Source organism: Fulvimonas soli (assembly GCF_003148905.1).
In the GTDB taxonomy this organism is placed as follows: Bacteria; Pseudomonadota; Gammaproteobacteria; order Xanthomonadales; family Rhodanobacteraceae; genus Fulvimonas; species Fulvimonas soli.
Genome location: NZ_QGHC01000008.1, coordinates 208,358 through 222,321, shown reverse-complemented (window position 1 = coordinate 222,321; position 13,964 = coordinate 208,358). Strand labels below are relative to the sequence as shown.

Sequence of the window (13,964 nt, the reverse complement as noted above, 5' to 3'; positions counted from 1 at the left end):
GCGCCGCGTGGATGGCGCCGCCGCGCGGCGCGGGCACGGGGCCCGCGGCCGGTTAGGGCGACAGCGTCAGCGTCCGGGACAGCGGCGACACGCCGCGCTCGTCGAACGCCTCCACCGCCACCACGTAGCGCACGCCCTTGTTCAGCGAGCGCAGCTCCAGCGTGGTCGGGTGGTCGGCGAACACCTGGTAGGTCTCGTGCAGGCGGTCGGCGGCCAGGCCCCAGCGCACGTTGTAGCCCACCGCGCCGGGCACCGGCTTCCAGGTGATGGTGGCGTCGCGGGCGTCCTTGCCGCGGGCGGCCGAGAGCAGCTCGGGCGCGGCCGGCGCGGGGCCGTCGGCGTTGCCGAACACGCGCAGGTCGGAGATCGCCAGGTGCCTCGCGCCGACGTGGCCGTGCACGTAGCGCACGTAGCGGATGCGCGCGGGCCGGTCCAGCTCGACGTAGGCGTTGGGGCGGTCGCGGGTCTCGCGCGAGAGGTCGGCCAGCGTGCTCCAGTGCGCGCCGTCGGCCGAGCCTTCGAGCTTGAACTGCGCCACGATGTCCGGCGCGTCGCCGTAGCGGCCGGCCTGGTAGTCGGCGAAGTTCACCTGCACCGCGCGCACCGTGCGCGGGCCGCCGAGGTCGAGGGTGAGCGTCTGGCCGGGCGCGTCGCTGGCCGCCACCCAGTAGCTGCGCACGTCCTCGTCGGTGGCCAGCTCCGGGCCGTGGCCGGGCAGTGCGCTGGAGGCGCTGGCGGGCTTGCGCCAGGACAGCAGCATCCAGCCGGTGAAGGTGCTCTCGCCGGGCCCGAGCCTGTGGTCGGGCATGCGCTGCGGGAAGTCGCCGAAGCGCGTGTCCACCCACATCTGGCCGTCCTCGTGGAAGCCGGCGGGGAACAGGTCGATGCGCCGCTCGAAGCGCCAGTTCACCGCCACCCACATGGTGCCGGCGTTCCAGTCGTTGCCGTAGGCGTCCTCGAAGGTGGAGCCGTGGCCGGCGCCCACCACGAAGCCGCCGGGCTTGTAGCCCACCGGGTTGTACGGCGCGTAGCGGAACGGCCCCAGCGGCGCGTCGGCGGTGTACACGCCGGTGGCGTAGACGTTGTACTCGGTGCCGGGCGCGGCGTACTGCAGATAGTAGGTGCCGCGGTGCTTGTTCATCCAGGCGCCCTCGACGTAGGGCACGGTCCTGTCGTCGGTGTGGTCCGGGCCGAAGCGCTCCCAGCCATGCCGGTCCGGGTGCAGGGCGAGCAGCGGCCGCGGCTTGCCGAGGAAGCGCACGCGCTTGCCCTCGCCCTCGGCCGTCCGGTCGAGCGCCAGGTCCACGCCGATGCCGTACAGCGGGAACACGTTGGACGAGCCCCAGTAGAGGTACACCTTGCCGTCGTCGTCGCGGAACAGGCCCGGGTCCCACGGGCCGGGCGGCTGGTCGCCCGGCTTCATCTCCGCCTCGTGGCCGGCGGGCGTGGCGCCGGGGATCGGCGGCAGCAGGCGCGTCCAGAAGTCCCAGCGGCCATGGTCGGGGTCGGTGGAATAGAGCAGCGGCCTGGGCTCCATCGCCGCCTGCATCAGGAACAGCTTGTCGTCCGCCACCAGCGTCGCCGGCGCCACCGGGCCGTCGAAGGGCCAGCGGTCGGGCTTCACGAAGGTCCAGTGCACCAGGTCGTCCGAGCGCCAGTAGCCGTCGGCCAGGGTCTGGAACAGGTAGTAGGCGCCGCGGTAGCGGACGAAGGCGGGGTCCGCGCCGGTGCGGTACGAGACGCCCTCGTTCATCTGCTCGTAGTTGTAGCGGTAGTCGATGTCGATCGGGTTGGCCCAGGTGCGGCCGGGCGCGCCGTTCGCGGCGGCGGCCGCGCATGCGAGGCCCAGCGTGGCGGCGGCCGCGAGGCGGGAGATGGCGGGCATGGCGATCGGTCCGGGTGCGTGGCGGGGCGGGGGCGCGGCGAGGCGGGGCGATCCGCCTCGCCCGGCGCATGGCGTCAGTAGATCCAGTTCGTTGGCGCGTCCTTCGGGGCGTGTTCCTCGATGAAGCCGGTCATCGTGCCGTAGAGCACGTCGCCGCGCGGTCCCCAGCAGTGCGGCGCCATCGGCTGGTAGGTGACGGTGCCCGCGAAGGCCGGGTCGCGCGCGGACTTGAGGAAGGCGTCCATCGCCCGCACGCCCATGTTGAGGTTGTAGGTGTCCATGTCGCCGACGTAGATGTGCAGCTTGTCGGCCACCTGCGGGCCCAGCGTGGACCAATGCGTTTCGAGGAGATGGCGCAGGTCGAAATGCTGCTTCCAGTAGGCGGCGACGGCGTGGTCGATGACGCCGGTGCGCTTGTCCCACAGGCGCTGCGGATAGCCGTCCGCGCCGACCGGGCCGAAGGCGGCCTCCCAGATGTCCCACTGGCCGCCGGAGCGGTCGTGGTCGCCCACCGCCAGCTCGTACCAGTTCTCGTCCTTCATCATCGCCTTGATGTTGCCGTCCGGCTGGCGCATGTCCACGCGCTCGACCTTCATCCAGCCCTTGTCGATCCAGTAGGCGTTGGCGTCGTCGTAGATGTTCACCACCTGGTGGTGGCGAAAGTCCAGCGCATCCGGGCACAGCGCGAAGCTGCCGCCGTAGAACGCGGGATGGAACAGCTGCTGCGCCACCGCGATCCAGCCGCCGGTGGAGCCGCCGGTGAGGATGCGCGCCCACGGCTGCTCGATGGTGCGGAAGCGCCGGGCGATCTCCGGCAGCAGCTCCTGCTGGATGGCGTCGTCGTAAGGGCCCTCGTTGGCGGAATTCACCGCGTAGGAGTCGTCGTAGTAGGGCGAGGGGTGCTGCAAGGTCACCGCGATGACGCGCGCCTTCTTCGCCGGGTCGAGCCAGAAGGCCCGGAACGGCGAATCCCTGCGCTCGAAGCCGAACGGCGCGGCGGTGGAGAAGTGGCCCTGCTCGTAGATCACCGGGTAGCGCACGTCCGGGTGCCTGTCGTAGCCGCGCGGCAGCAGCACGGTGGCGCCCAGGTAGATCGGGTGGCCCCACCAGGCGCTCAGCAGCTTGCTCCGGATGCGGAAGCGCTTGACGTAGGGCGTGTCCTTGGGGAACGGGATCGGCGGAATCGCCCGGTCGGCGACCAGGTGCAGCGGTTCGGGCGAGGCCGGGTCGTAGTGCACCTTCACCGGCTTGCCGTAGAGGTTGCCGGGCGAGTGCTTCCAGTCCTGGCCTTCCCACTGGTCCATGTGCAGCCACACGGTGTGGCCGTCGGCGCGCCTGAACTCGGTATAGACGTTGACGAAGGGCTGCATCCAGTAGTCGCCGGCGGGCAGCTGGCGCAGGCTGGTCAGGGGTGCGCCGGCGTCGTCGGCGTCGATCGCCGCGGCCTGGCCCGGCGCCAGCGCGGTCACGTCGTGGCCGAACAGCGGCACGCCGGTGACGTCGGCCTCCTCGATCGGCGGCTTGCCGGCGTCGCGGCTGACCGCCACGTACACGCGCCCGGTCACCGGCTCGGCGCGCGCCTGCCGGCTGAAGCTGACCAGGATGCGCGGGCCGTCGGCGGCCGGCGCGGCGGGCGGGAGCAGGGACAGGGCGAGGACGGCGCCGGCGGCGCGCAGGAGCGGGAGCGTGGTCATCCGCCGATCGTAGCGGCCCGCCGCCGCGCCGCCCACCGTTACGTGCGTTACACCGATTCGGCGGTACCCAGCGCCTCGTTGGCGGGGTCCTCCAGCTGCAGGCGCTGGCGCCGGCGCAGGCCCGGGAACAGCAGCATCCACAGTCCCACCACCGCCAGCGTGCCCAGCCCGCCGACCACGGTGGCGCCCACCGCGCCCAGCCAGGCGGCGAGCAGGCCCGACTCGAACTCGCCGAGCTGGTTGGAGGTGTTGATGAAGATGCCATTGACCGCGTTGACGCGCCCGCGCATCGCGTCGGGCGTGTCCAGCTGCACCAGCGAGCCGCGGATCACCATGCTCACCATGTCGAACGCGCCCGCGGCGAACAGCGCGGCCACCGACAGCCACAGCGAGCTGGACACCGCGAACACCAGCGTGGCCGCGCCGAAGCCGGCCACCGAGCCGAACATCACCATGCCCACGCGGCGCTGCAGGTCGTGCCGCGACAGCCACAGCGACATCAGCAGCGCGCCCACCGCCGGCGCGGCGCGCAGGATGCCCAGGCCCCACGGCCCGGTGTGCAGGATGTCCCTGGCGAAGATCGGCAGCAGCGCGGTGGCGCCGCCCAGCAGCACCGCGAACAGGTCCAGCGAGATCACGCCGAGGATGTCCTTGCGCTCGCGGATGAAGTGCACGCCGGCGAACAGCGTCTTCAGCGTGGCCGGCTCGCGCTTCGGCTGCGCCTGCTCGTAGCGCAGCCGCGCGACCAGCACGGTGGCGACGAGGTACAGCGCGGCCGCGCTCAGGTACACCACGCCGGGGCCGGCCACGTACAGCACGCCGCCCACCGCCGGGCCGAGGATCATCGCCGCCTGGAACGCCGAGCCGCTGGAGGCCACCGCGCGCGGCAGGATCTCCGCCGGCACCAGCGCGGGCAGCATCGACTGCATCGAGGGCGACTCGAACGCCTTGGCGGTGCTGATGGCGAACACCAGCAGCAGGATGCCGAGCTCGTGGACCGCGCCGAGCAGGGTCAGCGCCGCCAGCAGCGCCACCGCGAGCAGTTCCACGATCTGCCCGTACAGCACCACGCGGCGGCGCTCGAACTGGTCGGCCATGTGCCCGGCCGGCAGCGCCAGCAGCACCGAGGGGAAGAACTGCACCAGGCCGATCAGGCCGAGGTCGAGCGCGCGCCCGGTGATCGCGTAGATCTGCCAGCCCACCGCCACCGACAGCATCTGGAAGCCGAAGCCCGAGGCGATGCGGGCGAACCAGAACTGCACGAAGGCGGGATGGCGCAGCAGCGAGTGCGTCGGGTCGGGCGAAGCGGCGGGGGCGGCCATGCGGGGGATTCCGGGCGGGGAGCGCGCATTATCGTGGAAACGGCCCGCGCCGCGCGGCGGCGGCCGCCGCGTTGCCGCGTGGCGCATGACGAGGGCGGGAAGAACCGGCCGGGGCGACGCGAAAAAAATGTGGTGCGCTTCACGCCCGGCTCGCGCGGCCTTGACCGGCCCTTGCCGCGCGCCGCGCTACCCTGCGCGCCGTTCTCCCTTCGCAGGCATCGCCATGGGCCGCCAGGCCGAGCACGTCTACACCGACCAGGCCAGCATCCATCACCTGGAAGCGCTGGTGCGCGAACTTCCCACCAACGGCCACGTGCGGCTGTCGCTCAAGGACGGCAGCCGCTGCGACGGCTTCATCTGCGAGCGCCCCAACGTGCAGCTGTTCCGCGACGCCGAGGAGCGCGAGGGCTTCAACGGCGTGGTGCGGCTGGACCACCGCGGCATCGGCGGCTGGAGCCGCTTCGTCTGGCTCGACCAGATCGCCCGCGTCGAGCACCTGGACTCGACGCTGGGCAGCGAGACCTGAGGGCCTGTTCAAATCATCGAGGGAGAGCGCCAGGAAGGCCGGCAGGATGAAGCGTGCGCGGGCGTGGAGGCAGCGCTTGCCGTTCTTCCATCGCTTCCCGTGTTTCTCCGGCCAGGCACCGCCGTGCTCGACCACCGGCGCTGGGGCGTGGACTCGGCGGGCCTGGCATCGAGGCCCTGGGCGGCTTCGCATCAGGCTGATCGCGGCCGGAGGCCGCTCCCCAGGGGACCTCGCCAGCCTTGCGGGAGCGGCCTGCGGCCGCGATGCCCAGAACATCGGCCAATCCCGCCATGCCGCGCCGCCGTGGACCGATGTCCACTCTTCCTTGGCCCGCGCGCAGACGGCTCCGCGAAACGCGGCCGCCATCCTCATTCCGTCGTCCCCGGGATGACGGCGCGCGCCGGCTCGCAGGCTTTCGCGCGCTCGGCCGGCCGGGCCGCGGGTGGCGCGGCGCGGCCGCCGGACGGCGCGCGGCTGTCCAGCCCGAACAGCGGCCGCAGCCAGCGCACGCGGCGGATGCCCTCGTGCAGCAGGGCGCAGCCGGCCACCGTGCCGAGCAGCAGCAGGCCAGGCTCCAGCACCGGGCCGAGACGGCGCGGGATCAGCCAGGCCGCGCAGGCCAGCAGCACGCTCTGGTGCAGGATGTACCAGGGATACACCGCCTCGCGCGCATACGGCAGCCAGCGGAACGGGCGGTTGAGGCATGCATGGCCCCAGCCGAGCACGGCGGCGATGGCGCTCCACAGGTAGAAGTAGCGCGTGGCGCGCCACAGCGCGACGCCGGCCGGCTCCACCCAGGCCGCCAGCGCCTGCTGCGCGAGCAGGCGGCCGGCGAACTTGTCCAGGAACAGGTAGGCCGCGAAGCAGGCCAGCGCGAGCGCGAGCGAGCGCCGGCGCAGCCGCGCGAACTCGTTCCACAGCGCGGCGTCGGTGCCGATCAGGTAGCCGTACAGGAACACCGTGGCGTAGATCGCGTGCGCCCACCAGTCGCCGACCAGCGCGTGCGTCTCCGGGTAGCCGCGCAGCAGCGTGCCGAGGGCGAGCAGCGGCAGCGCGGGCAGGATCAGGAGCGGCCAGCCGCGCAGCCTCGCCGCGCCCGCGCGCAGCCGCCGGCCGGCCGGCGATTCCAGCGCCGGCAGCAGCGCGAGCAGCGCCATCGTGTACAGCCACAGGTAGGGCAGGTACCACAGGTGGTTCCAGGTCAGGCCCCAGTCGCGGTAGCCGTGCGTCCAGTAGTGCGGCAGGAAGGCCAGGAAGCCGGGCGCGAGGGCGTGCTCGGCGCGGCCCTGCACGTAGGGCTGGACCGGGACCACCACCAGCATGCCGAAGACGAGCGGCAGCAGCAGGCGCACCGTGCGCTTCCACGCCAGCGCGGGCAGGCGCAGGCGCCCGCGCAGGAAGTGCACGGCCAGGCCGGAGACCAGGAACAGCAGCTCCATCCGCCAGCGGTTGAGGAACAGCATGGGGTACTGCAGCCATTCGGCCAGATGGCCGCTCTTGAGGTGGAAGCCCCAATCGGCCGCCGGCGCCACGTAGAGCATGCCGGCGTGGTAGAGGATCAGCAGGCCGAAGGCCAGCACGCGCAGCGCGTCGATGTCGTGGCGGCGGTTCATGCGCGCGCCTCCGCGCCGGGGCGGCGCGCGAAGCCGTCCGCGCTCCAGCTTTCGCTGCCCACGCCGTGGTGCACGAAGAACAGGCCCTCGGGGTCGTAGCGGCGCTTGGCCGCGGCCAGCCGCGCGTGGTTCGCGCCCCAGAAGCGCTGCGGCCAGTCGCGCAGGAAGTAGTCGCTCTCCGAGACGTAGGAGCCGGCCTGCGGCGCGACCCGGCGCAGCGCGTCCATCGCGCGGTCCACCGCCGCGGCGCGCTGGCGGGCCCGGGCCAGGTCCGGCCCCGGCCCGGGCATGCCCGGGAAGGCCGGGTCGCCCGCGGCGGCGCAGATCGCCAGCGCGAACGCCTCGGTCGCCTGCGGATGGGTGGCGGTGTCGCGGGCGCGCGCGACCGCCGCCGGGTCGCCGCCGCCCAGGCCCTTGTTGAAGTGCAGCGAGACGTGCCACTGCCGCGCGGCGTCGAACAGCGCATCCGCCAGCGCGCCGCGCCGCGCGGGCGACAGCAGCGACTGCGGCAGCCAGGCCGACTGGAAGGCGTGGATGAACCAGCCGACCTGCTCGCGGTCGCCGGCCCATACGCCGTGGTGGGCCGGCGCGCCGGGGCGGTCGTCGGGGACCATCAGCTCCGGCGCGTGCCGGCGGAAGTAGTCGAGGTCCCAGAAATGCCGCGCGGGCAGCGCGAGGACGCGCACCGGCTCGGCGAAGCGGTACTCCGGGCGCGCCTTCACCCAGTCCAGGAACGGCGCCCACGTGCGCTCGGCCGCGGCCTGGTCCATGCCCTGGAACACCATCGAAATCCGCAGGCTGTCGCCCTGGAAGGCCAGCTGCTCGCCCCAGTGCGGGTTGTGCAGCGCCTCGGCGTAGAACGCCATCGCCCTGGCGATCAGCGCGCGCATCGCCTCGCCGGAGCGCGCGCTGATGCGGCCGAGCACCGCGCCGAACCATTCGGGCAGGTCGAAGGTGCGCAGGGTCAGCTCGGTGAGCACGCCCAGGCTGCCGCCCCCGCCGCCCTTGAGCGCCCAGAACAGCTCCGGCTCGCGGCGCGCGTTGACCGTGCGCGCCACGCCGTCGGCGGTGACGACGCGCGCCTCGAGCAGGTTCGACGCGGCGGTGCCGAAGCGCTTGGAGAAGCTGCCGAAGCCGCCGCTCTGCACCAGCCCGGCCACGCCGACGGTGGTGCAGCCGCCGCCCTGCACGTAGCGGCCGGCGCGGGTGGTCACCGCGTGGTAGGCGTCGGCCCACAGCGCGCCGGCCTGCACGGTCACCGCCGGAGTCGGCGCGACCATGCCGGCGCAGCCCTCCGGCACGAAGGCGTCGTGCAGGGTGCAGCGGTTCATGCGGCGGGTCCACACCAGCAGCGAGTCGGGCGCCTGCGAGGTGCCCTGGTAGCTGTGCCCGCCGCCCTTCACCACCAGCCGCAGCCGGTGGCGGCGGGCGAACGCGACCGCGGCGGTCACGTCCTCCTCGCGCTCGGCCGCCACCGCATAGGCGCTGGGCTGCGAGCGCCAGGCCCCGGCCCAGCCGCTGGTCTGGGTCAGCGCCGGGTCGTCGCCGAGCGCGAACGGGTTGCCCAGCAGCCTGAGCGCGTCCCGGCAGCCGCCGGCGCAATCGGCGAACGGCGAATGCGGCCGCAGCAGGCGGCCGCCGACCTGGCGACGGAGCGCATCCCATTCGGCCGCGCCCGGCCAGCCCGGGTCGCCGGGACGCACGCGCGCCGCCGCCGCCGCGCCGGCGGCCGTGCCGCGGGCGGCGGCGGGCGCCCAGCGGGCGGCGAGGGGCAGCAGGGGCATGGCCAGGGCCGCCTTGAGCAGGTCGCGTCGGTGCATGGCAGGATTCCTTCGGGGACGCCGGGGGACGGATGGCCAGCGTGGGCGCGGGGCACCACCGGCCGCCAGCCGGAAGTGACCAGCCGCGGGGCCGCGGGGACGAGTCGCGGGACCGCGGGGACGGGCCGCGGCCGCCCGAGCGCTTAGAATCGCCGGATGAGCGAGGCCGCCGGTTTCACCTACCAGGACTTCCAGCGCTGGCGACGGCCGGTCGGGATCGTCCTCCTGCTCCTGCTGACCCTGGGCAACGCCGTGTTCAACAGCATGGTGTCGCGGATCGACCATGCCCGGGTGGCGGCGTGGGAGCCGTGGACCTGGGAGTGGAGCAGCGCGCTGCTGGTCCTGGCGCTGATCCCGGGGGTGCTGGCGGTGGACCGCCGCTGGCCGCTGCGCCTGGACAGCTGGCGGCGCAGCCTGCCCTGGCACCTGCTCGCCACGCTGCCGTTCAGCCTGCTGCACGTCGCCGGCATGATCGGCCTGCGCAAGCTGGTGTACGGCCTGGCCGGCTGGGAATACCGCTTCGGCGCCTGGTGGCCCAACTTCGGCTACGAATACCTCAAGGACTTCCGCACCTACTTCCTGATCGTGGCCCTGGTCGCGCTGTGGCGGCTGGGGCTGATGCGCTGGCAGGGCGAGGCGCGCCTGCTCGCCGCGCCGGACGACGGCCCGCCGGTGGAGCCGGTGGAGCGCCCCGAGCGCTTCCTGGTGCGCAAGCTGGGCCGGGAGTTCCTGCTCGCCGCCGGCGAGATCGAGTGGGCGCAGGCGGCCGGCAACTACGTCAACCTGCACGTGCGCGGCCGCGACTACCCGCTGCGCTCGACCATGGCCGCGCTGGAGGCGCGGCTGGACCCGGCGCGCTTCGTGCGCGTGCACCGCGGCTACCTGGTCAACCTGGACTACCTGGCCGAGATCGAGCCGCTGGACACCGGCGACGCGCGCCTGAAGCTGCGCGACGGCGCCGAGGTGCCGTGCAGCCGGCGCTACCGCGCGCAGCTGCGCGAGCGCTTCGGCGAGCCGGCCGGCGCCGCCTGAGGTTGCGCCGCGGCGCCGGCTCGTTCCACTCTAGGCCCCTTTCGTGCCCAGGTGACCGCCGATGAAACGATCCCTACGCCCCGTCCTTCCCGCGCTGCTCGGCCTCGGCCTGCTCGCCGGCTGCTCGTCCTCCGGCGACCAGTCCGCCGCGCCGGCGCAGACCGCGCAGCAGGCCGGCGAGGCCGAGGCCGCCGGCAAGCTCGACACCTACCGCCAGCTGCTGCGCATCAAGAACGACGAGATGGCGGTGAGCATGGGCCACGACATCCTCGAGCGCTACCCGGGCAGCGCGGCGGCGAAGGAAGTGCAGCAGACCCTGCCGGCGATCGAGAAGCGCTGGAAGGAGAACAGCGAGAAGGCGCGCCTGGCCGGGCTGTGGGTGTACCAGGTGTCGCCGATGGAGGGCGGCACGCAGTCCACCGCCACCATCTACACCAGCCAGCCCTCCGGCAACGACCGCGTGCGGCTGGTGCTGCGCCGGCACACCGCCTGGGGCCAGAACGCCTTCCTGTTCGGCGGCGGCCACGGCTTCGTCTGCCGCGGCAACTGCACCGTCCCCACCGAGGTGGACGGCAAGCGCGCGGGCATCAAGGCCTTCGCCCCGCCCACCGGCGAGCCGGCGCTGATGATCCGCGACGACAAGGCCTTCATCGCCCAGCTCGCCAAGGCCAAGAAGATCAGCATGGACGTCACCCTGGTCGACGGCGAGAAGAAGGAGACGCTGGTGTTCGAGGTCGGCGGCTTCGACCCGGGCAAGTGGCAGCCGCTGCCCAAGGGCAAGAAGTAGCCGCGTGCACCGCCGCCGGCGGTGCGCGTTCGATCCACCGGAGACACTGCCTTAAGGAGCCGTCGCCATGTCCGCCATGCCCATGCGCCCGCTGCTCGCCGCCGCGCTGGCCGGCCTGCTCGCCGCCTGCGCCACCGGTCCCTCGCAGGGCGAGGCCGCGCGCAAGGCCGCCTACGCGGCCGCCGCCGGCGCGCCGGTGAAGAGCTTCCGCTTCTACAACCCGCTGTGGTCGTGGGAGGCGCTGGGCGCCGACCAGGTGGCCATCTACACCCGGCCCAGGGAGGCCTGGCTGCTCGACGTGCCCGGCTGCACCCAGCTGCCGTTCACCAACGTGATCGGGCTCACCTCGAACCTGCACGAGGTGTCGGTGCGCTTCGACCGCGTGCTCACCGACCGCAACACCTTTCCCTGCTACATCACGCGGATCCGCCCGGTGGACGTGGGCAGGCTGAAGGAGGTGCAGCGGGAGCAGCGCAAGGTCGAGGAGCGTCCGCGCCCGGCCGACGGCGCGCCCGGCGGCTGAGCGGCCACGCGGCCAGGCCGGCGCGGAGCCTTTCCGGCGGAAGCCAGCCTCAGGGGGAACAACAAGTCCTTTCCCCGCCCGGAGAAGGGCGGCGGCGCGCCCGTCAGTGCAGGAACAGCTTCGCGGCCAGCTTGGCCAGCGGCTTCTCCAGCGCATCCTGCAGCCGCGGCGGCAGGTCCAGCGGCTTGAGCAGCATCTTCACCGTCATCTCCACCGGCACGTGGCGGCGCAGCAGGCCCTCGGCGCGGTCGGCCACGCGGCGGAACTCGGCGTGGTCGTCGCGCTTCTCGGGATAGCACTGGTAGAACACGTGGCGCAGCGCGATGTCGCCGTCCTCGCCCTTGATCTCGCGCACCCGGCGCAGGAGCGCGCGGAACACCCTGTAGCGGCCCAGCCCCTCCTGCTCGCGGTAGCGGCGGAAGTAGTGGTAGAAGTGCTTGTAGTGGCGCACCTCGTCGCTCTTGATGTTGTTGGTGATCTGCTTGAGCACCGGCTCGTCGGTGATCGCGTTGATCGCGCGGTACATGCTGGCGGTGCCGGTCTCCACCACGCAGCGCGCGGCCAGCTCCAGGCCGCGGCTGGGCTCCAGCTGCTCCATCGTGCAGGTGGCGCTGTACTCCTGCCAGAACGAGGCGAAGGCCGCGTCCCAGTCGAACTCCGGCCACACGTGGCGGATGTAGGCGGCCAGCGCGCGGCCGTGCTGCAGCTCCTCGTGCTCCCAGTGCTCGCTCAGCCAGGCGCGCACCTCCTCGTCGCCGGCGAAGTGCTCGACCAGGTTGCGCGTGTAGAGGTCCGAGCCGCTCTCGATGAAGGAGGAGCTGCAGACCAGGAAGAACAGCTCCTCGTTGTGGCGCACCCGGGCCACGTCGATGCGGCCGAGGTCGATGCTTTCCAGGGTCCAGGGCAGGGAGATGGCCATGCTCACGCGCGGGTTCCTGTGCGGTGGGCCGCGGCGGCGGGCGCCACGGCCGCATGTGACGGTCGGATGACAACAGCATACGGCCTGGCCGCCCGCGCGGCTTAACGCGGGCCGACCCGGCGAGCCGCCGCGCCGTCAGCGCACCACCGTCACCGGCACGTGCGCGCGCGCCAGCACGTCGCCGGACACCGAGCCGAGCAGCCAGCGCGCCAGCGCGCCGCGCTCGGTGTGGCCGATCACGATGTGGTCGATGCCGTGCTGCTGCACCTGGCCCAGCAGCACGTCGCCGGGGCTGCCGTGCAGCACCTCCACGTCGACCCGGTCCATCGCGTCCGGCGCCAGCGCGGCCAGCTCGCGGCGCAGTTCCTCCAGGCGCTCGGCGCTGGCGTCGGTCATCAGCAGCGCGCAGGCGTCGGCGCCGCCCTCGCTCACCTGCAGCACCGACACCACGCGCACGCGGCCGCCGCAGGCGCGGGCCAGCGCCACGGCGAGCAGGAAGGCGCGCTGCGAGGTCTCCGAGCCGTCGTAGCCGACCAGCGAGTGTTTCAGCATGCGCTTCTCCGCGGTTGCCTCGGTGCCTTCGATTATGCCGGCCCGCGCCGGCGGGTAAAGCTGAACGGGCGCGGCGGCCCGCATCCAATTTCTTCACGAATGCGACGACAGACTCCGCGCCGCAACATCCCCACCGTCCACGGCAACCTGAGGAGGAAGCACGATGAGCAAGCGTACGTTTGGCGGCATGGCGGCCCTGGTCCTGGCGTGCGCGGCGACGGCCCTGCCGTTGCATGTCGCCCGCGCCGACGAAGCCCAGGTGAAATGCGACCTGCGCTTCAGCCTGGAGGGCTGGTCGATCATCTACAAGCATGCCGAGGGCCACGGCACGGTGACCTGCAGCAACGGCCAGTCGTCGCGCGTGAAGATCTCGGTGGTCGGCGGCGGCCTCACCGCGGGCAAGTACCGCATCGAGAACGGCAAGGGCGAGATCACCAAGGTGCGCGGCATCGACGACGTGTTCGGCGACTACGCGCAGGCGGGCGCCGAGGCGGGCGTGGTCAAGAGCGGCACCGCGCAGGTGCTGACCAAGGGCACCACCTCGCTGGCCCTGGCCGGCACCGGCGAGGGCGTCAACCTCGGCGTGTCGGTGGGCAAGTTCACCATCAGCAAGCCGTGACGCCCCGCGCGGGCGGGCGCCGCCGGCGTCCGCCCGCGCATCCGCATAGACTGGCGGGCTTCGCCCGTTTCCGGAGCCCGCCATGCGGCATCGTCATTCGCCGGCACTTCCACCATCCTTCCTTGCATTCGCGCCCGCCGCGGTCCGTGGCGGGCGCTTCGCGTCCGGCCTCGCCGCGCGGGAGGCGGCCGCGTGAGCGCGCCCGCGCCGCAGCGCCTCGCGCCCTGGCGCGTGGGCCTCTGGATCGTGCTGCTGCTGGCCGCCTTCGGCGCCGTGCAGTACCTGCGCTACGGCGCCTGGCTCTATCTGGGCGGCGCGTTCGCGGTCATCGTGCTGTGCGCCGGCGGCGTGCTGCGCCAGGCCTGGGCGCGCCAGCCGCTGCGCCTGGCGCTGCTGCTCGTCGCGCTCTGGGCGCTGGCCAGCGGCGGCCTGATGCTCGCCCAGTGGGGCCAGTTCGACCAGGCCCGCGCGCGGGCGCTGGCGCAGCCGCAGCTGGCCGCGCCGCTGCTGGCGATGCTCGAGCAGATCCGCCGCACCTGGCTGCTCGGCCTGGCCTTCAAGGCGCTGCTGCTGCCGCTGGCGCTGTGGCTGGCCTGGCGGCTCGGCCGGCCGGCGGTGGCGGCGCAGTTCCGCGCCCGCCGCTAGCGGGACTGGGCGCCGCGCGGCGGCCGC

At 73.2% G+C, this 13,964-nt stretch carries 13 protein-coding genes; 6 read left to right on the top strand and 7 right to left on the bottom strand.

Annotated features, from left to right (window positions below):
• Positions 1-52 precede the first annotated feature (52 nt).
• From C7456_RS12255 to C7456_RS12245, 3 genes are all read right to left on the bottom strand, one after another.
• Positions 53-1,885 carry a family 43 glycosylhydrolase gene (locus C7456_RS12255; RefSeq protein ID WP_109724039.1) on the bottom strand — a complete coding sequence of 611 codons (1,833 nt, stop codon included), beginning with the start codon at positions 1,883-1,885 and terminating at the stop codon, positions 53-55.
• 74 nt (positions 1,886-1,959) lie between these two features.
• Positions 1,960-3,579, bottom strand: coding sequence for an alpha/beta hydrolase-fold protein (locus tag C7456_RS12250; RefSeq protein ID WP_109724038.1), 1,620 nt, complete (start codon positions 3,577-3,579; stop codon positions 1,960-1,962).
• Between the two features lie 47 nt (positions 3,580-3,626).
• On the bottom strand, positions 3,627-4,901 hold the full coding sequence (locus C7456_RS12245) for an MFS transporter (protein WP_109724037.1): 1,275 nt from the start codon (positions 4,899-4,901) through the stop codon (positions 3,627-3,629).
• A gap of 223 nt (positions 4,902-5,124) precedes the next feature.
• Here C7456_RS12245 and C7456_RS12240 point away from each other — a divergent pair, with 223 nt between their 5' ends.
• Positions 5,125-5,427 (top strand): DUF3247 family protein, encoded by a 303-nt coding sequence (locus C7456_RS12240; protein WP_109724036.1) that lies wholly within the window; start codon positions 5,125-5,127, stop codon positions 5,425-5,427.
• Between the two features lie 368 nt (positions 5,428-5,795).
• On the opposite strand, the gene C7456_RS12235 is transcribed toward C7456_RS12240, so the two are convergent.
• On the bottom strand, positions 5,796-7,040 hold the full coding sequence (locus C7456_RS12235) for an acyltransferase family protein (RefSeq protein WP_109724035.1): 1,245 nt from the start codon (positions 7,038-7,040) through the stop codon (positions 5,796-5,798).
• Positions 7,037-8,860 carry an FAD-binding oxidoreductase gene (locus C7456_RS12230; RefSeq protein WP_109724034.1) on the bottom strand — a complete coding sequence of 608 codons (1,824 nt, stop codon included), beginning with the start codon at positions 8,858-8,860 and terminating at the stop codon, positions 7,037-7,039. The genes C7456_RS12235 and C7456_RS12230 overlap by 4 nt, the downstream gene beginning before the upstream one ends.
• Before the next feature lie 156 nt (positions 8,861-9,016).
• Between C7456_RS12230 and C7456_RS12225 the strand changes: the two genes are divergently transcribed.
• The 3 genes from C7456_RS12225 to C7456_RS12215 all read left to right on the top strand — a co-directional run bounded on the left by C7456_RS12225 (position 9,017) and on the right by C7456_RS12215 (position 11,202).
• Entirely contained in the window at positions 9,017-9,892 is an 876-nt protein-coding gene (locus C7456_RS12225) for a LytTR family DNA-binding domain-containing protein (protein WP_109724033.1), read from the top strand.
• A gap of 61 nt (positions 9,893-9,953) precedes the next feature.
• The gene (locus tag C7456_RS12220) at positions 9,954-10,679 is read left to right on the top strand and encodes a hypothetical protein (RefSeq protein ID WP_109724032.1); all 726 of its coding nucleotides are present in this window, start codon (positions 9,954-9,956) and stop codon (positions 10,677-10,679) included.
• Between the two features lie 67 nt (positions 10,680-10,746).
• A complete protein-coding gene (locus C7456_RS12215) occupies positions 10,747-11,202 on the top strand; it encodes a DUF6491 family protein (RefSeq protein WP_109724031.1) in 456 nt (151 codons plus the stop codon).
• A 103-nt stretch (positions 11,203-11,305) separates the two neighbouring features.
• On the opposite strand, the gene C7456_RS12210 is transcribed toward C7456_RS12215, so the two are convergent.
• Together C7456_RS12210 and C7456_RS12205 are read right to left on the bottom strand one after the other, a co-directional pair.
• The gene (locus C7456_RS12210; RefSeq protein WP_109724030.1) at positions 11,306-12,127 is read right to left on the bottom strand and encodes a ferritin-like domain-containing protein; all 822 of its coding nucleotides are present in this window, start codon (positions 12,125-12,127) and stop codon (positions 11,306-11,308) included.
• Between the two features lie 129 nt (positions 12,128-12,256).
• Complete coding sequence (locus C7456_RS12205) at positions 12,257-12,673, bottom strand: universal stress protein (RefSeq protein WP_109724029.1); 417 nt, start codon at positions 12,671-12,673, stop codon at positions 12,257-12,259.
• Positions 12,674-12,836: 163 nt separating this feature from the next.
• On the opposite strand from C7456_RS12205, the gene C7456_RS12200 reads away from it, so the two are divergent.
• Positions 12,837-13,292, top strand: a complete 456-nt coding sequence (locus C7456_RS12200) for a hypothetical protein (RefSeq protein ID WP_109724028.1) — start codon at positions 12,837-12,839, stop codon at positions 13,290-13,292.
• A gap of 192 nt (positions 13,293-13,484) precedes the next feature.
• Complete coding sequence (locus C7456_RS12195; protein WP_109724027.1) at positions 13,485-13,937, top strand: hypothetical protein; 453 nt, start codon at positions 13,485-13,487, stop codon at positions 13,935-13,937.
• Positions 13,938-13,964 lie beyond the last annotated feature (27 nt).

Coding starts and splice junctions, on each gene's coding strand:
- C7456_RS12255 (WP_109724039.1), bottom strand. CDS start 1,885: ATGCCCGCCATCTCCCGCCTCGCGGCCGCCGCCACGCTGGGCCTCGCA.
- C7456_RS12250 (WP_109724038.1), bottom strand. CDS start 3,579: ATGACCACGCTCCCGCTCCTGCGCGCCGCCGGCGCCGTCCTCGCCCTG.
- C7456_RS12245 (WP_109724037.1), bottom strand. CDS start 4,901: ATGGCCGCCCCCGCCGCTTCGCCCGACCCGACGCACTCGCTGCTGCGC.
- C7456_RS12240 (WP_109724036.1), top strand. CDS start 5,125: ATGGGCCGCCAGGCCGAGCACGTCTACACCGACCAGGCCAGCATCCAT.
- C7456_RS12235 (WP_109724035.1), bottom strand. CDS start 7,040: ATGAACCGCCGCCACGACATCGACGCGCTGCGCGTGCTGGCCTTCGGC.
- C7456_RS12230 (WP_109724034.1), bottom strand. CDS start 8,860: ATGCACCGACGCGACCTGCTCAAGGCGGCCCTGGCCATGCCCCTGCTG.
- C7456_RS12225 (WP_109724033.1), top strand. CDS start 9,017: ATGAGCGAGGCCGCCGGTTTCACCTACCAGGACTTCCAGCGCTGGCGA.
- C7456_RS12220 (WP_109724032.1), top strand. CDS start 9,954: ATGAAACGATCCCTACGCCCCGTCCTTCCCGCGCTGCTCGGCCTCGGC.
- C7456_RS12215 (WP_109724031.1), top strand. CDS start 10,747: ATGTCCGCCATGCCCATGCGCCCGCTGCTCGCCGCCGCGCTGGCCGGC.
- C7456_RS12205 (WP_109724029.1), bottom strand. CDS start 12,673: ATGCTGAAACACTCGCTGGTCGGCTACGACGGCTCGGAGACCTCGCAG.
- C7456_RS12200 (WP_109724028.1), top strand. CDS start 12,837: ATGAGCAAGCGTACGTTTGGCGGCATGGCGGCCCTGGTCCTGGCGTGC.